Consider the following 23,827-nt stretch of genomic DNA (forward strand, 5'->3'; position numbering starts at 1 on the left):
GCGCTGTTTTACCAGTACAGCAAAAGCTGCCCATCTTTGCGTACGGCGTGGCCTTGCAGAGTGATACGTTCGAGTTTACTGTGACAATTGAGTACGGCCTGATGCAATTGAAGACCATCATGCACTACCAGCTCACCATTGCGGTACGGTACAAACACTGGATCGCCGCCCTCTTCTGGCCACCAGTTCAAACCACTGCCATCGGGATTACTTATTGGCAAAGTAAAAGTGTATACATCATTGTCAGCAAAGACCTGCTCGGGGAAGACATCACGGTATTGGGTATCACGATGGATTTTGGCGACAGGAAATGCAAACACCGGATGCGGCTGATAGATATGAAACCCTGGCCACGCCGCCTGACTGGCCAAATGCACTGGCTCCTCAAAATGCCTTTGCATTCCGGCTTGCACCAGATCGAGCAAGGCTTGAAAATGGCTTCCCAAAAAATGGTTGTTAGCATCCAGCATCGCTTGATCACGATACAGGGACCTTGATCCATCGCGGCAATCCAGGTAGGCCGTCAAGCCCAGCGTATAAAACGGCACTTCTTGTCGCCGTTTGCGCCAATGCCCGTTCAGGAACAAGGTAGTGAGAACCCAGTCTTCGCATTCATCGTCTTTCAGCAAAGGCAGGTGGACCATCGCACTCATTAGTTGTTCCCTCCGGCATCGTTTTCAGTGTTTGCAGGTGGGGATTTTTCCTCCGAAGTCGCCTCTGCACCTGGTTGTGCAACTGGCGCCGGTGTGCTTGTAGTATTGGTGACAGGTTCGGTGACTGGTACAGCAATTGCCGGTGCTGCAGCATCTGCAGAAACAGGCGGAGTGATCGGGGGCGTCATCGCCACCTCGGGGCGAGTTCTGCCATCTCCCACCAGCGTCACCAGGCCGCGCAACAAGCTACGTCTGTCGTCGCTTGAAAACTGCATATCGAGTGATTGCTGCAAGCTATCAATAAACATGTCCACATTTTTCTTGATGAGACTGAGGTTATTTCGATTGGCATCACTTTCATTGATCTGCACCAGCGCCTTGATCCCATCCCCCAACACCGCCTCCTGCTCCGGTGTGAACTGGTGACCAGTAAGTTTGCTGGTTGTATCGATCAAGTCCTGCACACTTTGCTCATCCAGTGGCTTGGCCACCACGTCGCCATTTGGCGCGGTAGAGCACACAATTTTTTGTAATTCCTGTACGAATTGCTGCCGTTCGGCTTCGCTAGCGCTGGTATGCGTGACGGAATCAAGTACCTTGGTCAAATTGCTGACGCGCTGGTTTATGGTGTCTTGCACGCTGGTTGCCAATCCCCCGTTAGCACCCGGTGTTGGCACCACCATATTGTGCAGGCTCTGGTGAAATTGGTCTGCCACATTGCTACTGTCAAGTGCTTCTGTGCTGCTTGTATTTGTGCCCACAGGTACCGTGTCGACATCCGTCCGGACCATGTCGCCCGGTGTTGCAGGTTGGCTGTTGGCATCGATCTTGTCCGATGCAGTCGCCGCATTACCCTGAGCGGATTCTGGGGATTCCGGGGCTACAGGAGCTACACTTGCACTGCTCGATACACCGCTGATTTCAGAATTGGGGATAGAAGAAAGTTGAACAGCCAACTGGTTCAGATCATCAACCGATGGGCCGGGTGCATTAGTAATCGTGGAACTGGCAGAAACTGCTTGCGGCATGGCTTTGACCGTACTGACGTCATTTCCAGGCATTGTCATTGCTGAAGCAACCGCAGTATCAGAAGTAAGCGAGGTCACTGAATCAGCTGACGCAACCGATATTTCATGTGAAGCAGGTGAATCAGATGCAACAGGCGGCGTATAAGGAGAAGCAGAGCCACTCCCCAGCGGAATCCAATAGATGGCAGCATTAGGAGACGAAAAGCCGCGAATACCGGACTGGAACGCGACGTTCCAGAATTCCCCTTTTCGCACCGGCATGGTAAACGAACCAGGAACAGCAACCCATGCAGTCGTCGACCCTTTACCATCTGGCGTGGTGTACTGCACCGTGGTTGTGGCCGCCGCCATGGTACAAACCACTGCACCGTTGGAACTGCCTGTGCGGCTGGTGGCAGTAATCACTCCCCAATACAAGCCATCCATATTCTTTTGCGAAATCACTCCATAGACTAAGCCATCAGTGACAGCCTGGATTGAGTTGACAGCAGTATTGCCGCTAGATAATGACCAGGACTGGCGTGAACCAAGCAAACTGACCGTACCCGCAGCATCAATACTTAAACCAGTCACGTTCAAGGCATTGCTGATCGCGGTGGGCGTTTGCACACTGGTGGTGCCAACCACTACGGGTGCCTGCAACTGGGTAGTACTGCTCACATTGCCAGTGGCAGTGACTGTTCCTTGTACAGTCAATGTGGGACTCACTGTCACTGCCGTGGCATTTACTGTCAACAGGTTATTAGTTCCGACAGGCGCCCCCACAGCCAATAAATTGCCACTGGGGGCAGTGTTGCTGATGGTGACCGATTGCTTGGCCAGCAAGGTATTGACAGTCAGGTCATCAAAGTTGCCACCGCCAGAAAAACTGACAGCGCCGCTAACCTGCAAAGCATATTTAGGAAGGAGGTCTGTCAATTCTACATTGATGCCAACAGTATTGGGAAAGTCGGGGTTGCTGTTATTCACGATCAACATCGCGGGCGGTAATGTAGCCTCAGTTTCCTCATCCAGAACTCCATTATCACTATTCGTCTGGAACTTGGCCAGCAAGCCGTTGGTCACCATAAATGCTGATGTCGCAGCATTAAACAGCGGTGTCGAATTGTCACGCGAAGGCACCAGGGTCAAGGTATTCTGGTCGGTGACGCTCTCCACCCGCCAGGATTGCGGTGCGCCACTAACCACGGGGGAAGCGATAATCTGACCTGTGCCATTGGGAAATGCCGTCTTGAAATTACTGCCATCACCAGTCACGATCAGGCTACCTGATTCTGCAACAGTGATTGTCCCATTCCCTTTAACCGGGTTAGAACCGGTCACCACATATTGCCAGGTCAGCCCGCTTACGGCACCTGAAAATGCGCTACTCAAAGTCAATGAAGTATCGCTGGCCACGGAAACTACATTACAGGTTTGTACAATTGCTGCCGACGCGGTAAAACGCGGGATGATCAATGTATCTCCCGCGTTGAGTTGCGTGAATGTAGTTCCATTACCATTGATAGTAGTGCCATCGCTGGTAATCGTACCGGTTCCACTGGTCACGTCCCCGGTAGCAGCAGACAACACGGAGAACGCCGAGGCAATGACCGGAATTGCAAACTGCGGGTTGACTTTCATGACGATGTCGCTGGTTGGTTGGCTGGCCAGGACGGCACGTTGTTCGTTCAAGGTACCAATGGCGAGCATATCGCCCGGTTTGACCTGATCCACAAACGCGGTATTGTAGCCAGTGACAACTGTATTGTTGATGCGCGAAATCACACCGCTACCAATAATAGCCAGTCCCCCACCGACACTCAACGAGGCTTCCGGGTTACTGTCCTGGATACCGACATTGCCAGAGTTATAGTACAAATTACTGGCATTGGAACCAGGTGTTTCCTTGACCCAGTCGCTAATGATGTTCAGGTTTTTCAGACCTGAACCATTCCCCTCGAAACTTTGTGCAACAATCTTGCCACTGGAAGTAATGCCGGTAGTATTGATATTCCCATTGACATCAAGCGTGGCTGTCGGTGCCCCGCCACTCAAGGCAATGCCGACCTTGCGATCCGGGGTGATGGTCAGGGCATTGGGGCCGGTTTGCTGATTATTGGCTGCTGCTACTGCGCCAAGGCCGACTGAACCATCATAATTAACCTGAAACAGGCTACTGGTACTGCTATTGACAGCAAAACGGGCCAAGGCGGCACGAATGTAAGTGTACGTAGTGTTGGTAAGATCAGGTGAGAACGGTGTATCGACTTTGACTAAGGAACCTTGGTTTATAACGGTTTTGATGGTGCGTTTTTGCTGTACACCATTGCCAACCGACTGGTCAGAAATCAGGACGTCACCCACCTGGAAAGGTGGTGATGTCAGCACATCAAAACTAACTTGCACACCCTTGGTGGTAAAAGTCCCACGCCCCTTGAAAGTGACTGCGTCAATTTGTAAATTGGCGACCGGCTGGTCCACTCCGATTCCGAAATTGCCGCGACTACTCAAGTGCCCCATGAACTGGCTGCGCGGCGCATCAAATTCCAGATAGTAATTGGTCTGATCACCCGAACCTTCGGTTTGGGCCAAAATCTGGGCGTGCCCTGCTTCAGGCGTTACCGTTGTTTCAGCCACAATTTCATTGGTATTGACACCCGAGTCAGCTGTAATGAAGCGCACGGCACCAACACTGGTGCCCACATACTGGCGCTGTTTGTTTTGCGACTGGTAAGTGAGATTGCTGATGTTTCTATTGTCATCAAACGACACCGCAGCCAGCAAGATGTTGATGCCCGGCTCATCCAGATTACGCAGGTATTTCAATTGTGGTTGCTGGACTATACGCTTGTAACCTGGCGTGCCGGTCTCATCACTGTAATCGGCAAAAACTTCAGCATAGTTGATGGTAATGAAATAGGTGGTGGATGGTTGAATGTCATTCAATGGCAATGCCATCTTTTGCAATAAAATGATTTGCCGCCCAAGCTGGTCAATCGCCACTCCGGCAGACACCTGTACCTGTTGCACACCATTATTGGCTTCCGGCTCTGATACGACTAGCCCGGTCGCAATGCCATAGGTATACAAGCTGGCATTATGGGTCGCCAGCATACCCATTTGAAATGACTGTTCGCACACAAAATCATCGGTCAGCAATGCTTCGCCAGTGAAATAATGTGGGCGTTCTATACGTAAAGAGTTCATGAACAGAGCATTTTCAAGGATTGGAAACGGCAATCCAGTTCAACACCACACTGCTGCTAGTGGTTGAGCTGGTGGTACTGGTGGTGCTGGCGGTTTTACTGTCGGTGGCTGGTGCACTTTGTACAGCAGTCAGGGTCACGACAAACTGGGTAGTATCAGATGCCACTGCCAAGGCATAAGGAATGCTGCCCTGCACCGTTACTGTGACCATGGGTGCGGAGGTGAACGTCGTACCCGTGGTTGGGAACACTACCGTCGCGGTGGTACTGCTGCCCGCCGTTTTCATATTGCTGCTATCAACAGTGACACTACCTTTCAATGCATTGGCCATACTCACCAGCGATGAATTCAGCATTGTCGGTTGCAAATACACTGGCTGGCTGTTGTTGGTGACGCTACTGATGGTGGTACCGCTGGCTACCCCAGTTGCCAACTGCACCGCCCCACTGGGAACACTGCTACCTATCATTACCTGTGCGGTATAACTCAGCACTGGCGAACCAGCAGCGATGGGAGTACCAATAGCGGGGTACTGGGCATATACATAAAATGGATTGGTCAGGGTCGCAGGCATAGAGACAGGTGTGCCGTTACTGGCTACCACGAGCAAGTGCCCGGCACTATCAATCCCGACACCCGATGACACGATCAGGGAATTACCTTGCTGTGTTACCTGCATCCCCCCGGCAAATACCCCTGGCGTAAACGTGCATTGGTTTTGCAGGTAAATCCAATTGTTGAAATATGCCTGCTCTGCCGTCATGTTGGCCGAAGTCAAAAACATGCCATCGGTATACAACAGGCTTTGCATGATATTGGAAGGTATGGTCAGACTCATGTTGTTATTCCTTGTTCACCAAGTAAAGAGTTGATGCCCAGTTGCGAAGCATGACCGCTTGCCTGCAACTGCATGCTGGGGATCAACAAGATATCGAATTGACTGCCTGCAGGTCTGATCTTGAGTAATATCTGGCGCAATTGCCTCAATACCGACTGGATCTGTGCTACGTTCTCACTGGTCAGGATATAGTTGCTGTTATAGGCATTCGGTAACAGCAGCTTGACCACAAACAACCACGGCAAATATCCCGATACCACGGGCGAGCCAGTCTGATATGCACTTTGCAGCACAAACGCCTGGCTGACCTGGTTACTGACCGGGAATGCCGGTACGGTCGGGTTGCTGACGACGACAGACATTTGACCGGTGATGCTGCTTTGCGTGTTATTCGCACTGAAGCTCACACCTGTCATTGTCGTTGGCAAATCAAGCAGCAGATTGATCATCATGCTCATACCCTGTGGGGTACCTCGCAGCCGGTAAAGGGCCATGATTTCGGCCACTACAGTACGTTTCTTATCAATACTCCAGCTATTGTCCACCACCAGATCAACCCAACTCCCCAGCCATATCAGGAAATCATTCAACCAACCAGTAATCCCTGCCAGCGGATCAGTCTGTGCAGTTTGTTCAGTATTACTATATCCAGCCATCAGATCGGTACTATCTGGCACGCCGATATAAGTATTTAATTCAATCAATAATTGGTTCTCATCATTCGTACCCGCTCCCGAAATGGGCGGAACGAAGTCAGTGTCGGCAGGCGGAAACAAGAATGACAAGCGCGGATAAAACAGATTACCAATCACTGGCGCGGCCAGCAGCTCGGCAATGCCCTTGCGGCTATCTAGTTCGGTATCGGGGATGCCAGTCAGAATTTTTTCAAAAATCTGCAAATACTGGGTCAGGAAAGCCGGGCTGGTGGTGCTGTAGACCGCCGGTAAATAGCGCAGGTAACCTGGTGTCTGGCTCATGCCTGGCTCCCCATGGCAGTAATATCCAGACAGCGCAAACGCGGCAAGCCATGATAAAACTGACCTGCGGTACCCGATGGCAAATTGGCCAGTTGCGCGTTCACGTCCAGGCAAGCAGTTTGCGACAACTCAATGGTAGGGAAATAATTCATGTCAAAGGATGAAATCGCTTCTATCCCTGCCACATTCAATACCAGGTGTTGCACCGCGTCGGCAACAGGAGCCACATCATATTCCCAGCCCTGGTTATTGGGGCCACCCAGCAAAGGTAAAAAATAACGAAACAGTTTGCCAAACACTTCGTTCAGGGTCACATCGATACGGGTATTGGCAGCACACAATATCGTAATCGACAAATTGATATCTGTCCTTTGCGCAGGCCGCACCCGGACGACATTGCCACCTATGACCCGTGCCGCCAGATATTGCTGTACGTTTTTGATCAAGGTTTGCAATGCTGCGCTATTGTTATTGGGAACTACCATCGCCAGCTTACGCATGGTATTGGCAGAGCCTTGATATTGTTGCTGATTTGGGTATATTGGAAATTGATAGCTGGGCCGGGCATCGCTCAAGATATAGGCAGTACTGCCCTCCTGTGCTACCTGGGCATACGCATTGGCCACCAGCAAGGGTCTGGTTGAAGATTCGCCCATATTTTGGGCAATCATCTGATTAGTTTCACGCGCCAGGGTTTCAATGTTGTCCAGCGTCAGTGCCAGATAGGGATGATCAACATAACTGAGCACTGCTTTTTGCAAGTCTGTGGCCGAGAGGCTGGCACCAGCCTCCATTTTGGCCAGCACCTCTTGTAAGGCCAAAAATGCAAAGTCATAATTATCTATCGCGGCCTGGCTGTAAGCCGTCTGGTTGCTCGAAAATGCCAGACCCAGCACCCAGCGCAAATCGTTTTGCTGAGTGGCAAGCGGGATGGCATTTGCCTGGTATAACAGCGATTCATCCAACCAGGCCAATAACTGTAGCAAGGTGATGCCGGGGTCAGAATCATTGTAATCAGTCCATTGACTGGTATATTGCGGAATGCGCCGCATCAAGTCCTGCACCAATTGCTGCCAGTTTTTTCTATCCAAGTTAGGCAATTCGAAAGACATGGCGATTACCCCAGCGAAAGATAAATTTGCATACGTCCTGCAACAGGTAATTCAGTTTGCCCCAGCGTCACATTGCCATTTTGCTTGTTATTCAGACTCAAGCCCTGTACCAGTACCACTTGCGGGATATGCGCCAGGAATGTACTGACAGAAGAAGCCAATACGGTTTGCCCGAAATCCCAACCCTGTCCGCGCAGGCCACCAAATACTGGCTGAAAAAATGCCTGTAACAGGCTGATAATCTGTTCTTGCACTGCATTGAGTTGGTCCGGTGAGATATTGACCAAAAGCTGGGCCGTCACTGTCACGGGCACAAAATCGGGCGGCGAGACGGTAATGCGCTGCGCCAGAGCTGCCAGGCAATGCTGGCGTGCAGCAGTCAGTACGGTATTTTGCAGGGCGGGTGTGGTATAAGGCACAGGATCTGCCGACAAGGCCAACACGGAAATCTGTATCATGCTACCGATTTCGACCGCACGGGCTTTAGCCACTTCAGCACTGGCTGCTGCCGCGATAGTGGTGATATCTGCCAATTGTACGGCATAGCCACCGCTGCGGATCTTAGCGGGGCTGGTAGCATTGATATTGGCAATGGTGTCACCATTTACACCACCACTGGCCGCCGCGGGATTGAATACCGCCGTAATATTACTAATACCGGGGCGCAGCAAGTTAATGGTCTGCGCGGGGACATTGGCTCGCAAGCCTTGGGTATATTCATAATAAGCCGCAATGACATTATTATGACCAACGGGTGGAATCATGCCGTGGTAACCATCGCCAAAGGTGACAAGCCCAGTTTGAAAATCCAGTGTATACACCCGGCTGTCAGGGCCACTGAACACAAAATTATCTACCATCTCCCAGGCCATTGCCACTTCATCACTGCCGACACTGATGCCAAATTCAGTTGCCACAGCTGCACCGGTTTGCGCGCTGAGGGTGTTGCTGCTGTTTGGGCCATCCGTCACCATACTGGCACCATCTGTTGTTGAGTTATTGCTGGTGCTGGCTGTGGAACTTGATGTACTGGCATTGGTCTTGGCCACTTTGGCGATCACATCGCCCAGACTGATACCATTCTTGCCGCTGTTTGTTTTTGCATTATTGCTGTCAAAGCCAGTACCGCTGGCAGTATTGGCGGCATCCGTTGCGACCAGGTCTTCTACCAGCAAGCCTATTGGCTCCAGCACCACCACTTTCAGATTGGCCAGCACAGGTGTGTAATTCAATTCAAAAGTCTGAAACTGCTGCGCATTACCAGAACCCAGAACTTCATTGATCACGCTGGTAATATTGCTGGCCATCACCGTGTTGGGGTACATGCCATAAATGCGGATAGTACGATCCACACACGCATTGACAATCCTGAACCAATAAGCGGACTGAGAAAACAGATACGCTTCTTGCATGGTGGCGGGTATCGTAAAACTGACTATGCCTGACCGTGACAAGCCATAGGTACTGTCATCGACCGACAGTTTTTGCCATCCCAGCCCATCAAAATATTGCCAGACCAAAGTGCCGCCTGCCTGGGCCTGTTCCTGTTGCAGATAAAAATACAGCGTCATTTTATTGCCCAGGCTCATACTGCCAAAATCACCGGGCGCGAAGGCAAAGAAAAAACTGGTCAGCAACTCTTTCACGGGCTTGAATGGGCTGAACAAAAAACGACTCAGGTCAAATGCGTTATAGCACCAGTAGCTACTTGGCTTGTTGACATATGCATAGGTAATTTGTGTCGACTGGATAAAAGGTGGAAAATATTTGGAACTGGTAAAGGTATAAGAAAAATTCACTCCAGCCGTATTATTGAGGTAATTGATAACATCTGGTTTGACGCTGGAGTCAAGGATGGAATCAGGAATACCATTAATCGTCGCACTGACACTACTGGTCTCAAAGCCGCCATCCTGGCCGTAACCACCACTGGCGATCACTACCCGCACCCACAATCCTTTACCGCCAGCTACCGTGGTTTCGCTAATAACCGGGCATTGAAACTGGATATATGCAGGACCGTTGGCATTATTCTGTTGCAGATTATTGAATTGATCGACAAAATCATAGGTACTGACATCGGTTTGGGTTTCATTGAACGATTGCCATGCCGCGCCATCCCAAAACTGCCAATTCAACACGACGGGCATGACGACTTTGACCGGTACCACCTGAAACGCGATCGTTATCCTGGCACCAGTTTTACCAAACACCGCATCGGAACGCAGGTAAAACGCATCGTTTTGAGCAGGCGTTTCGCCAAAGGGATAGACACCATTGCCAACATCAAGCAACACCGTGTTATAGGCAGCCTGTTGAGGCTGAATTTGCTTGCCATTCATCGTACATTGCAAGCCTGTAATCACCGGCAACTGCGCTTCCTGCGCTGACAAAACCTTCATGCCAGGTGCAGGCTGGACCAGCAACCAGTACATCGCCGGGTCATCGCTACTGGTTTTGGGTGAAGCTGCAAATCCGGCTTCAATCTCTTCGGCGTGATACAACTCCTCTTGCAACTGCGCTGTTGTCAGTGCATCTGCCCTTGGTGTGCTCTGCAAGCTGATATCGAGCCTGAGATTGTCTGGCGAAGCGACAACTGTCGATTCCAGAGGCTGCATGGCACCATCGAACCATTGCTCAAAATATTCGGGATATAGATTCTTGCCGGTCAAGCTGATGACGATGTTTTGCAAGGAATCGTCCGGTTTAAATAACTGGCTGTCCCCCATCATGAACCAGTGTCCCAAAGCTTGCTCAACCGGATCACTGCTTTGATCAGCGACAAACAAGGGAATGCTGGCAGCAGGGGATACTACGCTGCCACCGTTGGCGGCAGTGCTGGCGACCACCCCGACCTGCCCTCCTAAAATCAAGGGTAAGGCATCGATGTACTGGTCCTGTGCCGGAATGATGGTCATGGCTGCCACCAGGCTGGCTGGCAGTACCAGCAAATCGCTATTTGTTTGAAAACGCAGAGATTGATTGTCGCCATCCAGCACTGGCGTCTGGGCTGCTACCATTTGCGCAGCTTGATCCTGTTGCAATTGAAATTGCAATACCGCCTGGGCTGGAATTGGCGGGCGCAGGTTCATGTTCATGAACTGAAAAAATGCCAGCCGTCTCTGCAAGGGCATCTGGTTTTCGATTTTGGCCGTATAAGCTGCCAGGTGTGCAAACAGATTCAGTAGTACCAACCCCGGATCCTGATTAATATCCTGTTTGGTCGGCACAGCAGTGGGCCAGTAGTCGGCCCACTCTGGCGCATACGCCAATGCCAATTCCAGCACCTGGCTGTAAAAAGCATCGTCATCACGAAAATCAAGGATAGGGTCTGTCATTGTCAGTTCAGTCAGTTTTTGGTCGCCTGCTCATGTTCGGCCATCAATTCTTCCAGCACCTGAATCGCACCGCTGATGCGTATCAGGGTGGCCTGCAACTCACGTCTTTTCTGATCCATGTCCAGCATTTGCGCTTCTCCGGCTTCTTGATTGCGTTTCAGATCTTGTATCCTTGCTTTGATAATTTCCATGTCCATGCTGGTTTGACTCCGTACTTATGATTTAAGAAAAAATGGGTAGACCAGATTACCCGGCTGATTCGAGGTGCGAATGACATAACTGACCGAAATGGTCAGGCAATTCGGCGTTTTAGGATCAATTCCTGCGGCCACCTGAGTCACGACGACGCGCGGCTCCCAACGATCCAGTGCCTGCTTGACATACAACTGTGCCAGACTGACCGAGGTGGCATTTCCCGCTGCAAACACCAGTTCATTGATGCGACAACCAAAACTGGGCAACATCACACGCTCGCCAGGTGCAGTTTGCAGGATGATCAAAATTGCCTGCTCAATGTCTGTGGCATCACTAGCCATCAACACCCGCCCTCCCTGGGTGGCTACCGGAAAGGCCCAACCTTTCCCCAGAAAATCTGCGCTGTTGGCCATGACTAGCCTATCAGGACGGTGGACATACCCAATACCTGCACTGTAGGCGGTGGCGCCTGTGGCCCCACAGGTGGAATATCGTGACAGGTCTCGCAAAAATCACCCGCACGTGCCGCAGCCTTGCCATTGATGCGCACCCGCATGCTGCCTATGATCACCCGCCCCAGATTGGTTGGTGGCACCTGAAACGTACCACTGGTTGGAATATGCGGTGGAATATTAGTCGCCATCGATCCGACAGTAGCTGCAGGCCGGCTATTGATACGCACATTCAAACTGGTATTGGCATTGATCTTGCCGTTAAATGGAAACGGCTGTGGAGTCGGTACCGGGCCGCCTGGCGAAGGCACCAGTACAATATGAATATCGGCCGCATTCACTATGCTGTCGCCCAATTTTGCCGCTGGCATACCCATTCCCTGCTCCCTAGTTGATATCGATCATGCTGGCCGACAGCTTCAGACTGGTACCGCCTGTCAGTTGCATGCTGGCTGCAGTGAGATCAGCCTTGACGCTGCCACCGGTATTTTGTATCACCACCTGGGCACCTTTGATATTGATGCTGCCAACAGCACTGATACTGATATCACCCTGGCTGATCAGGCTGATTTTATTAGCGCTGGTATCAATAAGGATTTGATTATTTTTGTTGTCGACAATGCTGATTTTTCCTTGATCAGAATCGTCAAAGGTAATGGTCTTGCCACCTTTGGTTTTAATCACACGGATAGTTTGCTGTTGCTCCACATTGGCAACCGGCGGTTTTTGCTGTCCATTCCACAAAAAGCCCAGTACATAGGGTTTGCTCGGATCGCCATCGGCAAAAGCCACAAGCGCAGAATCGCCGACTTGCGGCAAGAAAAAAGCCCCGCTACTGGTTCCGGCAAAGAAACTCATGATTTGAACCCAGTCCGATTCTATCTGTGCGCCTTTGAGTGAGAACTTCACTTTGATACGCCCCAGATTTTGCTCATCTCGGGTGTTGCTGACCGTCGCCAGTGCTACCCCTGGGCTGAATTCGCCCATATCGTCATTCATCATATGCCGGTTCTCCTGATCTTCAGCGTGGTTTTGTAACCCGTACTATCGTCGTAGCTATGTGTGCTGGAGGTAATGTAATAAATACCGTTATAGCGGGTTGACAGGCCGGTCAGCTTGATATTGACGCCGGCCACCAGTTGGTTGTCACCTACCAGGTTCACGCTGCCTTCGATGAAGCTTTGTAAATTGGCCTGATACTGCGCTTTGGCCACCGCCTGCAAGGCTTGCGGGTCGCTGATATTGGGGCACTCCACCAAAATCTGGCTACTGGGAAAATCATTTGCCGCCTGATATCCGGTTTCGCTGCCTCCCATGGTTTCCTGTGGCGTGCTTGACGCTGCCACTGCTATCAGCACTTTGTTGGTCTCAATGTCGTAACCCGTAGCCGTGACTTCATCCCCCTGCGTAGGCAGCTTCATGTTCAGGTTGACATCATCCATGTCACGTGGAAACTGCAAGGTCTTGAGTGCACTGCCACCTTCTGCAGAAGGGCGGAATATCAACGCAGTATCATCCATCAGGATTTCATAGTTCAATTGCTTGCAGCGATTTAGCACAAACTTGTAGTTGGAGATATTTCTTTGCAAAACGTACTGATTCACCAGTGCCGGGTTACCAGGGGTTTGAACGGTCAGGCTGCAAGAGCGTGCGACTTGGGTGACAATGGCATTGTCGTTCAAGTCTTCATAGGTTTTGGTTTGCTTGCCAAACTTCAGTCGGTACATGCGGTCAAACCCGCGGATCACTGCATTGGATGAGCGGGTACTGAAGTTCGGTTCGACTGCGGTAATATCGCCACTGATCAATTGATGCAGCGTATTCAAGCCCATGAAAATGGTAATTTCATCACCTGGCTTGAACACATCCAGATCAACATCTTCCCATGTACCATTACTGGAAACAATGTTGAGCGAAAAACTGAACATGCCTGGCACATTGATTTCATTGGTCACTTGCACGTCATGAATATTCGCCAAAATCGAATTGGGCAAGGCACTGCGATTTTTCAGAATCTTGAAAGCCCCAGTATTGACGCTAAGCATTGCTCACTCCCGGAAAACCATCAGCATGCACGTCGGGAATAATCAGGTTGCGTCCGATATCCTTAATCTGGGGGAAATTGAGTACGTCGTAAATCTGGTTGGCATCAGCAATCAAGCGCCACTGATTGGCATCACCCAACGTATCCTGGGCAATCAGGTACAGACGGTCACTTTCCTTGATGCGCCATAACTGGCGACAATTAAAATAACCGCGCGCCTGCAAATCTTCTTCTTCCGTCAGAACGGATTTGAACGTCACCGACAGCTCTGCCCGAACCGGTATGCCGGAACTCAAAAACATCGTGAATTTTTGATCCAGCTTGGTCACAATACCGGTAAACAATGGCCCGGCCCAGGTAAACACCACCACTGGTGGTTCCTTGCGGATATTGGTACCTACGCTGGGTACTGTCAATGCTACAATTTTATTGGTCTTGGTACGCACATCGATTTGCTGTTCGTAGGTATCAAAAAATAGTGATACCGTCAGGTCATCGTTATTGACGCGCTGAAACTGGATGTTCGAACCCTCACCCTGCACCATCACGGTTTTGTTGAGCGACAACTCTGTCGGGTTGTACATCACCGGAATTTCTTCGCGGGTTTGCTGCACCACGATCTTGGCCATTTCCAGCATCAATTGGCTCCTTTGCGATATTGTTCAATCGCAGTACGCTTTTCAACTGCGCTGCACAAGCGGTCCGTCAAAACCCGCATGACGGGTGGGGAAAACAGTGAGTCAACCACTACCTGATGCATGGTATTTTGATTGCGTTGAGTCAGCTCCTGAACGACTTTCATTTGAATAGAACGTTCTACTGTCGTCAACTGGCTTTCTATCAGTTTTTTCATTTCAACTTGCAAACCAGCTTGCCAGGAACGGTTGGTATGGGTTTCGCGCAACACCTGTGTCACGCTCTGACGTGAACGATAAGGTATCAGTTCTGCATTCTGTGCAGCTATACCGTGTTGATACAGTGGCTGAACCATAGGTGGTCCTAATGCCTGCTGCGCTAAAGTAAGTCGCACCGATGCTGGCTCAGACATCGTGTTGTGCTCGGCTTGTGCTGGCGGATGAATACGATGCACGGCGACCAGTGAGCTACGCCGCCTGATCAATGCCAACATGTCAGGAACATTCATACGACTCGCCATTTCACGCCAGCGCGCCACCTTACCCAAATGTGACAGACTGGCACGGTCTGCATCAGACTGACGCAGCATGGGCTGTTCCAGATTCGCCTGTCGTCGCCCTAGAACTGGTGATGACGAATAGGCTGGCAAGCGACGTCCAGTTTGTCTTAATACATATTGACGCAAGCTGGTTTGCCAGATCATATCAACTTGCGCACGTAGCATCGACGCCACTGCGTGCCCCGCTGACTGGTTCTGGCGGGCTGCACCTGACATGCCCTTAACTGTGGCCGGTCGCATATGTAATACACGCAACAACATACTCTCGGCAGCCGCTCCGCGTACTTCATGTGCCCGCATCACAGTGCGTTGCCAGCGTTTCTGCGCCCCTTGTTGCAAAAAAGTTTGCGCCAATGAATTGCCAACATCACGTAAACGGGAACGCAAATACCAGGGTAACAGGGTTTCGATGAGCGCTCTTGCTCCAGACCGCACTTCCAACGCTACACTCGAATGAGTACGCATCACATTGATCAGATGTCGCCCCTGCTCAGCAAATTCGTATTTCATCTTGCCCGGTGGTGTCAGCAGGCGCAGTAACATGCGTTCAAGCCTGTTGCTACGTGTCACACTCAGTGCGTGCATGGCTGAAAACATGCTGCCGACATGGCTTTGCGCTGTGGACCTGGAATTGATTTTTGATATTTTTCTGTCGGTCCCAATACTGCTTCTGACCGGGCGAGCTCGCGCCATAACCTGACGCTGCAATAGGACCAAAGCAGAACTGGTTCCGGCATGGATGCCTGGACTGAGTTGCGCATGGGCAGTCTGCCTGCTCCGTTGACCAGAAAGTTCCATCATGAGCGCAGCGCTGTGCTGCATCAAAAGACGTGTCAGCAAAGGTGATGAACCTTGTCCGGCCAGTTTACCCAGTGGCATGCTCGGCATGGTCAGTAATGCAGGAGCCAGCACTGGCACTAGCCCGGCATTGCGGGCTTGCGACTTGATGATTAAAGTTTGCAGCCAGCGCACCCAGGTCTGTTGCGAGAGCATGGCATGAGAAAGTCGCTTACCCAACGCATTACTTTCTGCCTGCCGTCCGGCCTTGCCCCCTTTCTGCAAGGGGCTTCTGCTGGCCTGCATTTCTTTTTGCAGGAATTTACCCACGCCCTGCGCCAGCAATCGTTGCTGCATTTGTAGCCACTGAATGCGTTGAACAATATGGGTGAAATGATTCTGGGTGACATTCTGCGGCAACTTCAAATACGCCATGGTGGGTGGCATATCTGCATCGTGATTTACCTGCATGGTCTGACTCAGTTTAAGCAGGCTGATCAATCGTAGTACCTGCGGCCTGTTCGCCCTGGCAGCATTGGCACTAGCGGTGCGCATGCCCAGTGCCATCAAAGTATCCCCTTGGCGGCTGAATATGCGACGCTTGCCAGGCTTTTCTTGATACCTTCATGCGCCAGGGTAAAACTTTGGGTCGCAATCATGTTTTGCCCTGCATCCAGACTTGGCCCCTGCCAGGATATTGGCCAGGCATTGAAGAAGTCCCACCACACACTGGGCAAACCGGAATCATCCAGAATATAAATTGAACCGTTCTTGCGTTTGATCTGTCCTTGCAAGGTGGATTGATACCACAGCCACATAGGGTCAAGTGCTGTGACTCCAGCTTTTAACACGATATCGGAATAAGTCATCTGACCGGGTAGTTTGTATTCCGAATCATTGACTCCACCCTGGCGTACGGTTTTGACTTCCGTGCGAGACTCCAGCCCCTCCACCGATGAAAACCCGCCTACCAGGATACCTTCGACTTCCACAAAAAAATTGTAAGCCTTGAACGGGTCAATATGCACACCCAACTGACGTTGAGCTAAACCAGCGGCAGCATTTACACCCAGTACCATCTCATACTCCCAGATTTTTCAAACTCTTATGATTATCATCACTGCTCATGGCTTTGTTGATTTTGGAAATTTGCTCGCACCACCGTCGCCGTTCTGCATGCTCCATCGCCAAAATTGCCTCGTACGACCAGTGAAAGTGATAAGCAATAAAAGCGATTTCTGCATACAGCTGCTCGGGTACGCGCCCTACTTTCCCGCCCCGCCCTGCCCTTCGTCCGTATCAACCTGGTTGATCTTGTTGTAGAGTGTTTGCAAATAAGTAAAATCGGCAGAAAACAAATCTTCCACCAGTTTAGTATTAATAATATCCAGGCTTCCCAAACGCACAATCACACGTGAGAGCACGATGATGATCAGATAAGCCGGATTATTCTGGACCCGGTGATCTTTGAGCGGCAAGATTTCATCCCCTGCAGTGGCCAGCCGCATCACCCCGTTCTTGTGCAAATTGCCGTCGGCGTCGCGATAGCCTATGGGCAAGGTAAATTCCACTTCTGTACTGATCACATTCATGAGACATAACTCCAGGGTTAAGAGACACGCACCATGTATTGCATGGTCAATTCAAAAGTTTCCACCATCACATCGCTGGTCGATGCATTCAAGCCAGTACTTTCATATTTACTGGCAAAGGCATTAATAACGTTCCAGCGTGCCTTGTCAGCCCCGGTGGTATCCACCAGGATCAGGGACACATTTTTCTGGGCACCTGTGGCAGTTGAACCCTGGGTCGATACCAGGGTGAACCAGTTATATAAATCCATGGAATCTGTCAGCCCTTTTTTCAAGGTCAGTTTTCCATAGCTGGTCAGGCCAGAATATGGCCGTTTCCACACCGGATCGGTGCCTTCGCGATAGTCCACGGTTTCAACCGTGATATCAGGCACGGTTGCCTCAGAAAATGCTGCAATCTGAATGCCGGAAATTTCAACCCGGAAGAGAAACCCACGGTAGGGGTCAGTTAAAGTTGTAGCCATTGTTTTCTCCGCAATCTGTCATCTGGTTTTTTGAGGGGAGTCGGGTCAGATTAACCGCCCGAATCCGGCGCAGCCGTTTTTTGCGACATCCGCAAAATCACAAACTCAGCCGGATAAACCGGTGCCAGACCAATATCTATGAACATCTGCCCTAACATCCTGGTATTGGGCGGGTTGTTCGACGCATCACAAGTCACGAAAAATGCCTCCTGTGCAGTCGCACCAAACAGGCCACCCTGCTGCCATAACGTAGTCAGGAAAGCGGTCACATCCCGCGTCACTGACGACCAGGTGGTTTGGTCATTAGGTTCAAACACTACCCATTGCAAGCTTTGTTTCAGGCTTTGCTCGACATAGATGAACAAACGGCGAATGCTGATATACGTCCATTCAGTATTCAAAGCCAGTGTACGCGCGCCCCAAATCACGTTGCCGTAATTGATAAAGTTGCGAATCGCGTTGATGCCTTCAGGGTTGAGTTGATCCTGATCCGAATCAGTAATGCTCTGATCCAGCAACACCGCCGTCAACAAGGCACCATCATCCACGCCAGCTGGTGACTTCCATACCCCGACATTGGTATCGGTATAAGCATAACGACCTAAAGTGGGGCCAGAGGGAGGAATCGGCACATTGGCACCAGCAATCGGGTTGTAGATGTACACCCACGGATAGTAAATTGCACCAAAGTCCGAACTCAATGCATTGGGGTTGCCTGATGTGGCACTACCCTGGCCGGTTTTGAATGACAAAATACCTTGTACATCCAGGCCAAATGGAGGATCAATGACATAAAACAGATTTCGCTGTTGCGAGTTTTCACAGAATAACAGCTCCTGGTTGATCAGCGTGCCCTGAGTTAATAATGGATTGCTGTCCCCTGTTTTTTCGTAGGTAGTGATATCAGGAACAGAAAGCAGGCTGATACCCTGGACTTTTTGCAGCAAGGCAGTGGCCGCGGTAAAATTGTAGTTGGGTGAGGTACCACCTTTTAAAGCCGACGGCGTGGCGGTATTGGCTGGCCGCGAACTGGTGGTAATCGCCTTTGCGTTCGGTGCAATGCGGATAAACATGGAACTGCTGTTGATTTTGGTCGCGATCGGACTATATGCTCCGGCATCGCCTATCAAGCTGTTGCCAGTAAATCCGTTAAACGACTCAAGCACATAATAGGTTTGCCCAGACTCAACTTGCAGATTATTCTGCAGCACATAGCGCTGCAATAAAGCATTCGGCATCCCGATCTGCGTCGGTGCCGCCGTGCTGCTCAGGCCAATTTTAGATTGATCTACCGTGACGCTCAGATTAAATACCGGCGTGCTACCACCAGCGGCAAGCGGCGTACTGCCATTGCTGATCATGACGCCCAGCGAATTACCCCAGGTACCGGCGGTCACTGCATTGACAACCAGGCTGCTCAGGGTCGCGGTCGCCGCCTTGGCCGCAGCCGTATCGGAACAGCGCACCACCCAGCATGCCGTACCGCCTTCGTTAAAAAATTCATAGACAGTCCAGGACACCATCGCGTACCAGGCCAGATTCCCAAACGCACTTTGGTAGGCATTCCAACTGGTGATCAGTGTCGGTTGTTCAATGGGCCCGAATTCGGTCACCCCAATAAAGACCGGAGTTGAAGTAGAGGCGCCCTGAATGCTGCGAGTGCCTGGCACTTCCTGTATATATATGCCGGGATGTTTATAAGTAGCCAAGATAGTTCTTCCCTTATCAATTATTGCATTTCAACAGACACACACTGCATTATTCCGCTTTGCACTGTGACGCTCTTTTGCACACTCTTCAAACCGGGTTTACTGAAACTCAATACCACCGCACTTTGTGGCGCAAGATTACCCCTCAGGGCCAGAGTAAAACAGCCCGCATGACGACCATCACCAAAAGAACGCGTACTGGCCGTTTTGGCGTTGGCGCGTGCAGTCTGGTAATTCGCCATCACGTCAACTCCTGACACTGGCTGCTGTCGGGCTGCGAGCACCTGCCCTGCAATCAGCGTAGTGCCCGGCGGATAAGGGTAGGCTGGTCCGGGCAGCATCGTGACAACCGTAATGGCATCAACCAATGGCTCGCTCAACGGCACCTGCAACTTGACTTCCTGATCCAGAAACCACGGCTTATGGCAAATAATCCTGAGATGGTATTGCCCATCATCAAGGTCAGGGAATGCATAGAACGCCTGCTGCTTTGCCTGTGCTGCCACTGGTTTGCCGTCCAGCAGAAAACTCACCGCCAGCGCTTCTGCTGGTTGACCTGTAAAACCGTCAATCAACTGCACCACTGCCGACAGCTTGATCATGTTTGCTCCACCGTTTGCAGCAATGTGTCAACTGGTCGCTGCTCCGCCACTAAATCACCTTCCGTGATCATATTGACCTGGCTTACATCCCCTGACGGTATGCGAACAGGGGACAGCGTATACAATTTGGTTAATTTATAGGGCTTGTTGGGAAAGCCGCTCCATATATTATGCAAGCGTTCAAAATTGCTAAAGTCCGGCACAATGGGAATCACTTCATTGCCGCTTTGGCGCAACACCGGATGCAGCCATTGTCCATACAAGGCTGGCACGTCATGAAACAGTCGCACCAGTTTATCCACCAGTACCAGTTCCAGTTCTGCCGAACGCGCATACGGCACCATCATATACAGCAGGTCTGCCACCAGCGGAGGTGCCGTCACCGTCAGTGAATTTGGCATGCCATTTGCACCTTGCTGGCGATTAAGTGTCGCCGGTGTATTGCGCAAAAACGGATTGATTTCAAGCTGATACAAAAATAATGACAGCTTGGTTTCCCCTTGGCTGTCGATGTCAGCAGGCGATTCAAACACCACCGCCGATTCCGACGACAATTCCGAAATATGAGCGCGAATCAGGTTGCGCAGCGATTCGCTGACACAGCGCAGCACCTGGCCACTGTCAACGCTGGACGATGCGTCACTCATAGCGTAAACACCGTATAGGTTTGACTGACCAATTGTGGTTGACGATTGCCGACATGCGCATACATGCTGATATGACCGTCACAACTGGCTTTCAGATAAATGTAAGGTAAAGTCTCAGGATTCCAGCCTATATATGCCAGCATTAAAAACTCCATCTCTTCATTATCGTTGTCCTGGGTTTTCGCGGTTTCAAAGGTCAACACCGAAGTGCCATACGACATGTAGTTGAGGGGGACTCCGCCGTTCAAGCCCATGAGCCGTATACCACCCGATTCTGAGAACGGTGGTCCCAGGCACCAATAGACATTACCCAAGCCTTTTTTGGTAGTGACATCAAGCGAAATCCGGTTTCCAGGTCGCGCACCATGCACTGAAATCAAGACACTGCGATACTCATGAGCAGGATCACGCAACGCCGCGCTGATGCGGCCGTTACGCCATTCGTTGGCACGTTGCGCACCAAAATACGCCATCACGCTGGCTTCATTATTGAGCGTGCAATACCCTTGCAGATAATCAACCCCTGGTGTCACCTTCAGAGACAAAGCCAGAGCAAACGAACTTAAGCCTCCATTGTTGTTGGCGGTCGTAATCGCCAGCATTTGCTCATTGAATTCGATTTTCTGGATACAAGACTCAAAACTGTCGTCCGTTTGTTCGGATAACATGGAAAACCCCAAACTGTCACCTGAACGTGCACCCAAGGACCAACTCACCCCTGCCGTGGTAAACATGAAATTGATATTTGAATTGGCCGCGACGTTGTCAAATTTCAGAACAACAGGTATTAGTTCACGGATCATGGTGTTTTCCCTATTCCAGATCAATACCAAACGAGCTCAGGCCAATGATGCTGGTGCGGTCGCAACGCGATTGCATCGTGACGCTTGCACCAGGAGGCAAATCGACTCGGCCTTTTAACTGAAACTGTTCAGTGCGTACGTACAGGCCAATATTGATTTCACTGCAGTCCTGATAAGTTTCCAAATACATTTCACGTGCATTGATCAGAAAATTACGCAAATACAGGGTTGGTTGAGTACTGGTTGAAAAACTCAAGCCCACCATCTTGCTGCTTTCCCCCCCTTCGCTCCAGATCGCCATTTGATCAGGCCGGATAGATAGAAACGCCTTGCTGTTGGCCCGCAAGTTATAAAACGTGATATTCATTTGCCGGAATACATTGACTTCGGTAAAGCAATGCTCATTAACTTGGTGCAGGGGATTGGCTTTCAGGTGCGAATTTAGATAAAGCCGTTCCTCTTCGCTCAATTCAACATCAACATCGTCACTACCGTCTGCACCTAAAGAGCTGGCTTGCTCCTGCAATAATCGCAAAACATCCGAGTCCGGATGACTGCCTATTTCAGGTGGAATGGCAACCTCGGGAAGAATCACGGGTGCAGCTGCCGATGTAGCCTGCGGTTCAGGCACATCGATAACTGGAGCGCCCTCAGCATGAATTGAGGCCACCTGTTCTACAGCAGCATCTTCAACATGGACTGGTGCCACCTGCTCTATTGCTGCCTCCGCAGCCGGAACAGTCGAATCACCTGCAGCAACCTCAGGCGATTTTGTCTTGGATGGGGCACCATTTTTGCGGGCACTCATGAAACTTTCCTTCGTGTTGGAAAAATCACATCCACAATTATTTCGATTCTTGTTTTCCCCATACCCGCCCAACAGGTCTGACGGCAACCTGAGTGCGGGGTTCGGGCATGGCTAACTGGTCATCAGACTCAGGATGGCCACATCACACCAACTTGTGCGCTGGTCAGAGTGACTGACTTGGAATTGGAGAATGCAAACGTCACCGTCACACCTGGATCTGCAGTACAACTCATGCCAACGTAACCGCCAGTATTCGCATTAGAAATATAAGTGGCGATACTGAACGAAACAGTTGAAGAGCCCGAGCTGGAGCCACCGGAAGCCGTAATTGTTTGCATGACCTGATTTGTCATGCTGAAAGAATTGACAGGAACAGGCGAACCAGAGGTTGTTGACAGCGTGATGCCACTATTATTGGGATCACTTGGGTTACCTGAGCTCCATGCGAAGCCCTGTTGAGGAGCAATATTGATTGCAACTGACTGACCAGGAGTTGCATTACTGACTGTAATAGTACCTGACGCAAAAGTAGACATAATAGCATCCTTTTAAATTAGAAAATTATTCCAAAAAAGACTTCTAAACATCGCAAAAGCAAAGAACATTTGCAGCATGGCTAAATTCGTCGCTCCTGTTTCTCTCGTAACCGATTCAATTACGAGCGGTCATCGTACATCCGAATTAGATGAAAAATCCATAAGTAAAGTTATCTTTTTAAAACTAAATATTTTTTAGCTTTTTCGCAACAATATTGTCTTTTTATTTAGCTTATTTATTATTTTAAATGCTAATATGGCAATCGGCTTTTAATTTGCCTGTTTGAATTGATAGGGGGTTCCCTGCAAGTTCTGTCGATGGCAGGTTGTGCAGGATTCTCATCCTGATAAAGACAGGCATTGCAAAAAACTGGTCTGATCAGGTGATGTAAAAGAGTTTGCCGGATTCCGGCGACGCATCGTGCCGTGGCATGCACCCTGCATTCAACAGCAACGGAGATTGACATGCAAAAATTATTCTGGACATGCATATTCATTTGCAGCATTAGCCTGACGCCACAGGTGCAAGCCAAAGACGGCGCATATTTTCTCAGGGCATGTGAGGCTGCTGTGAAACAGGCAGATGGAGCGCAAATGACATTGGAAGACAGCTTGTCCGCCCTCAATTGCATGACCTATATTTCCGGTTTTCGCGAGGCCCTGGCGCTTAACAGCAAAATCAGCAAGACACCCAAACTCTACTGCCCACCCGAAGGTGGCGTGACCCACGAGCAAGTGGCCCGCGTGTTTACCAAATTCTTGCAGAGCAACCCGGAATCCTTAAGCCAAAGTGGCAGCCTGTCATTGTACATAGCACTTAGCAAGAACTACCCATGCGTTGGCTCCTGATGCGCTGACCAGTTTACCG

The 23,827-nt window shown here is 50.5% G+C and carries 24 protein-coding genes; 1 reads left to right on the plus strand and 23 read right to left on the minus strand.

What is annotated here, in order from left to right; translation table 11 throughout:
* Nucleotides 1-8: 8 nt before the first annotated feature.
* The 23 genes from AC3WQT_RS13890 to AC3WQT_RS14000 are packed head-to-tail and all read right to left on the minus strand — an operon-like array spanning nt 9 to nt 22,959.
* Complete coding sequence (locus AC3WQT_RS13890) at nt 9-653, minus strand: hypothetical protein (protein ID WP_492704540.1); 645 nt, start codon at nt 651-653, stop codon at nt 9-11.
* Nucleotides 653-4,870 carry a beta strand repeat-containing protein gene (locus AC3WQT_RS13895; protein WP_492704541.1) on the minus strand — a complete coding sequence of 1,406 codons (4,218 nt, stop codon included), beginning with the start codon at nt 4,868-4,870 and terminating at the stop codon, nt 653-655. The genes AC3WQT_RS13890 and AC3WQT_RS13895 overlap by 1 nt, the downstream gene beginning before the upstream one ends.
* A 13-nt stretch (nt 4,871-4,883) precedes the next feature.
* Nucleotides 4,884-5,708, minus strand: a complete 825-nt coding sequence (locus tag AC3WQT_RS13900) for a hypothetical protein (RefSeq protein WP_492704542.1) — start codon at nt 5,706-5,708, stop codon at nt 4,884-4,886.
* Nucleotides 5,705-6,685 carry a phage tail protein gene (locus AC3WQT_RS13905; RefSeq protein WP_492704543.1) on the minus strand — a complete coding sequence of 327 codons (981 nt, stop codon included), beginning with the start codon at nt 6,683-6,685 and terminating at the stop codon, nt 5,705-5,707. Before AC3WQT_RS13905 ends, AC3WQT_RS13900 begins: the two co-directional genes overlap by 4 nt.
* Nucleotides 6,682-7,797, minus strand: coding sequence for a hypothetical protein (locus tag AC3WQT_RS13910; protein ID WP_492704544.1), 1,116 nt, complete (start codon nt 7,795-7,797; stop codon nt 6,682-6,684). Before AC3WQT_RS13910 ends, AC3WQT_RS13905 begins: the two co-directional genes overlap by 4 nt.
* Before the next feature lie 5 nt (nt 7,798-7,802).
* Nucleotides 7,803-11,135, minus strand: a complete 3,333-nt coding sequence (locus AC3WQT_RS13915; protein WP_492704545.1) for a baseplate J/gp47 family protein — start codon at nt 11,133-11,135, stop codon at nt 7,803-7,805.
* Nucleotides 11,136-11,146: 11 nt separating this feature from the next.
* The gene (locus tag AC3WQT_RS13920; RefSeq protein WP_492704546.1) at nt 11,147-11,332 is read right to left on the minus strand and encodes a hypothetical protein; all 186 of its coding nucleotides are present in this window, start codon (nt 11,330-11,332) and stop codon (nt 11,147-11,149) included.
* Nucleotides 11,333-11,350: 18 nt separating this feature from the next.
* Complete coding sequence (locus AC3WQT_RS13925; RefSeq protein WP_492704547.1) at nt 11,351-11,743, minus strand: GPW/gp25 family protein; 393 nt, start codon at nt 11,741-11,743, stop codon at nt 11,351-11,353.
* A gap of 2 nt (nt 11,744-11,745) precedes the next feature.
* The gene (locus AC3WQT_RS13930) at nt 11,746-12,153 is read right to left on the minus strand and encodes a PAAR domain-containing protein (RefSeq protein ID WP_492704548.1); all 408 of its coding nucleotides are present in this window, start codon (nt 12,151-12,153) and stop codon (nt 11,746-11,748) included.
* A 16-nt stretch (nt 12,154-12,169) separates the two neighbouring features.
* Nucleotides 12,170-12,784 (minus strand): phage baseplate assembly protein V, encoded by a 615-nt coding sequence (locus AC3WQT_RS13935; RefSeq protein ID WP_492704549.1) that lies wholly within the window; start codon nt 12,782-12,784, stop codon nt 12,170-12,172.
* On the minus strand, nt 12,781-13,827 hold the full coding sequence (locus tag AC3WQT_RS13940; RefSeq protein ID WP_492704550.1) for a phage late control D family protein: 1,047 nt from the start codon (nt 13,825-13,827) through the stop codon (nt 12,781-12,783). Before AC3WQT_RS13940 ends, AC3WQT_RS13935 begins: the two co-directional genes overlap by 4 nt.
* Complete coding sequence (locus tag AC3WQT_RS13945) at nt 13,820-14,464, minus strand: CIS tube protein (protein WP_492704551.1); 645 nt, start codon at nt 14,462-14,464, stop codon at nt 13,820-13,822. The genes AC3WQT_RS13940 and AC3WQT_RS13945 overlap by 8 nt, the downstream gene beginning before the upstream one ends.
* On the minus strand, nt 14,464-16,353 hold the full coding sequence (locus AC3WQT_RS13950; protein ID WP_492704552.1) for a hypothetical protein: 1,890 nt from the start codon (nt 16,351-16,353) through the stop codon (nt 14,464-14,466). Before AC3WQT_RS13950 ends, AC3WQT_RS13945 begins: the two co-directional genes overlap by 1 nt.
* A gap of 11 nt (nt 16,354-16,364) precedes the next feature.
* Entirely contained in the window at nt 16,365-16,877 is a 513-nt protein-coding gene (locus AC3WQT_RS13955; protein WP_492704553.1) for a phage tail protein, read from the minus strand.
* Between the two features lies 1 nt (nt 16,878).
* Entirely contained in the window at nt 16,879-17,046 is a 168-nt protein-coding gene (locus AC3WQT_RS13960) for a DUF6760 family protein (RefSeq protein WP_422640262.1), read from the minus strand.
* Nucleotides 17,047-17,063: 17 nt separating this feature from the next.
* Nucleotides 17,064-17,390: a hypothetical protein gene (locus AC3WQT_RS13965; RefSeq protein WP_492704554.1), complete on the minus strand. Its 327-nt coding sequence runs from the start codon at nt 17,388-17,390 to the stop codon at nt 17,064-17,066.
* A 17-nt stretch (nt 17,391-17,407) separates the two neighbouring features.
* Nucleotides 17,408-17,854, minus strand: coding sequence for a phage tail protein (locus tag AC3WQT_RS13970; RefSeq protein ID WP_423004975.1), 447 nt, complete (start codon nt 17,852-17,854; stop codon nt 17,408-17,410).
* A gap of 50 nt (nt 17,855-17,904) precedes the next feature.
* Nucleotides 17,905-19,563, minus strand: coding sequence for a phage tail sheath C-terminal domain-containing protein (locus tag AC3WQT_RS13975; protein ID WP_492704555.1), 1,659 nt, complete (start codon nt 19,561-19,563; stop codon nt 17,905-17,907).
* A gap of 20 nt (nt 19,564-19,583) precedes the next feature.
* On the minus strand, nt 19,584-20,165 hold the full coding sequence (locus AC3WQT_RS13980; RefSeq protein WP_492704556.1) for a peptidase associated/transthyretin-like domain-containing protein: 582 nt from the start codon (nt 20,163-20,165) through the stop codon (nt 19,584-19,586).
* Nucleotides 20,162-20,812 (minus strand): Pvc16 family protein, encoded by a 651-nt coding sequence (locus tag AC3WQT_RS13985; RefSeq protein WP_492704557.1) that lies wholly within the window; start codon nt 20,810-20,812, stop codon nt 20,162-20,164. Before AC3WQT_RS13985 ends, AC3WQT_RS13980 begins: the two co-directional genes overlap by 4 nt.
* Entirely contained in the window at nt 20,809-21,615 is an 807-nt protein-coding gene (locus AC3WQT_RS13990; RefSeq protein ID WP_492704558.1) for a hypothetical protein, read from the minus strand. The genes AC3WQT_RS13985 and AC3WQT_RS13990 overlap by 4 nt, the downstream gene beginning before the upstream one ends.
* Before the next feature lie 10 nt (nt 21,616-21,625).
* Nucleotides 21,626-22,510, minus strand: coding sequence for a hypothetical protein (locus tag AC3WQT_RS13995; RefSeq protein WP_492704559.1), 885 nt, complete (start codon nt 22,508-22,510; stop codon nt 21,626-21,628).
* A 41-nt stretch (nt 22,511-22,551) separates the two neighbouring features.
* A complete protein-coding gene (locus AC3WQT_RS14000; protein ID WP_492704560.1) occupies nt 22,552-22,959 on the minus strand; it encodes a hypothetical protein in 408 nt (135 codons plus the stop codon).
* Between the two features lie 465 nt (nt 22,960-23,424).
* On the opposite strand from AC3WQT_RS14000, the gene AC3WQT_RS14005 reads away from it, so the two are divergent.
* Nucleotides 23,425-23,808 (plus strand): Rap1a/Tai family immunity protein, encoded by a 384-nt coding sequence (locus AC3WQT_RS14005; protein ID WP_492704561.1) that lies wholly within the window; start codon nt 23,425-23,427, stop codon nt 23,806-23,808.
* Nucleotides 23,809-23,827: the final 19 nt, after the last annotated feature.

Source organism: Undibacterium sp. FW305-107 (genome assembly GCF_058788535.1).

Bases quoted from the DNA above. Each gene is read 5' to 3' on its own strand.
- AC3WQT_RS13925 (WP_492704547.1), bottom strand. From the start codon at position 11,743: ATGGCCAACAGCGCAGATTTTCTGGGGAAAGGTTGGGCCTTTCCGGTA.
- AC3WQT_RS13950 (WP_492704552.1), bottom strand. From the start codon at position 16,353: ATGCGCACCGCTAGTGCCAATGCTGCCAGGGCGAACAGGCCGCAGGTA.
- AC3WQT_RS13910 (WP_492704544.1), bottom strand. From the start codon at position 7,797: ATGTCTTTCGAATTGCCTAACTTGGATAGAAAAAACTGGCAGCAATTG.
- AC3WQT_RS14005 (WP_492704561.1), top strand. From the start codon at position 23,425: ATGCAAAAATTATTCTGGACATGCATATTCATTTGCAGCATTAGCCTG.
- AC3WQT_RS13935 (WP_492704549.1), bottom strand. From the start codon at position 12,784: ATGATGAATGACGATATGGGCGAATTCAGCCCAGGGGTAGCACTGGCG.
- AC3WQT_RS13955 (WP_492704553.1), bottom strand. From the start codon at position 16,877: ATGGTACTGGGTGTAAATGCTGCCGCTGGTTTAGCTCAACGTCAGTTG.
- AC3WQT_RS13905 (WP_492704543.1), bottom strand. From the start codon at position 6,685: ATGAGCCAGACACCAGGTTACCTGCGCTATTTACCGGCGGTCTACAGC.
- AC3WQT_RS13890 (WP_492704540.1), bottom strand. From the start codon at position 653: ATGAGTGCGATGGTCCACCTGCCTTTGCTGAAAGACGATGAATGCGAA.
- AC3WQT_RS13900 (WP_492704542.1), bottom strand. From the start codon at position 5,708: ATGAGTCTGACCATACCTTCCAATATCATGCAAAGCCTGTTGTATACC.
- AC3WQT_RS13965 (WP_492704554.1), bottom strand. From the start codon at position 17,390: ATGAATGTGATCAGTACAGAAGTGGAATTTACCTTGCCCATAGGCTAT.
- AC3WQT_RS13945 (WP_492704551.1), bottom strand. From the start codon at position 14,464: ATGCTGGAAATGGCCAAGATCGTGGTGCAGCAAACCCGCGAAGAAATT.
- AC3WQT_RS13915 (WP_492704545.1), bottom strand. From the start codon at position 11,135: ATGACAGACCCTATCCTTGATTTTCGTGATGACGATGCTTTTTACAGC.
- AC3WQT_RS13920 (WP_492704546.1), bottom strand. From the start codon at position 11,332: ATGGACATGGAAATTATCAAAGCAAGGATACAAGATCTGAAACGCAAT.
- AC3WQT_RS13895 (WP_492704541.1), bottom strand. From the start codon at position 4,870: ATGAACTCTTTACGTATAGAACGCCCACATTATTTCACTGGCGAAGCA.
- AC3WQT_RS13940 (WP_492704550.1), bottom strand. From the start codon at position 13,827: ATGCTTAGCGTCAATACTGGGGCTTTCAAGATTCTGAAAAATCGCAGT.
- AC3WQT_RS13930 (WP_492704548.1), bottom strand. From the start codon at position 12,153: ATGCCAGCGGCAAAATTGGGCGACAGCATAGTGAATGCGGCCGATATT.
- AC3WQT_RS13980 (WP_492704556.1), bottom strand. From the start codon at position 20,165: ATGATCAAGCTGTCGGCAGTGGTGCAGTTGATTGACGGTTTTACAGGT.
- AC3WQT_RS13985 (WP_492704557.1), bottom strand. From the start codon at position 20,812: ATGAGTGACGCATCGTCCAGCGTTGACAGTGGCCAGGTGCTGCGCTGT.
- AC3WQT_RS14000 (WP_492704560.1), bottom strand. From the start codon at position 22,959: ATGTCTACTTTTGCGTCAGGTACTATTACAGTCAGTAATGCAACTCCT.
- AC3WQT_RS13990 (WP_492704558.1), bottom strand. From the start codon at position 21,615: ATGATCCGTGAACTAATACCTGTTGTTCTGAAATTTGACAACGTCGCG.
- AC3WQT_RS13970 (WP_423004975.1), bottom strand. From the start codon at position 17,854: ATGGCTACAACTTTAACTGACCCCTACCGTGGGTTTCTCTTCCGGGTT.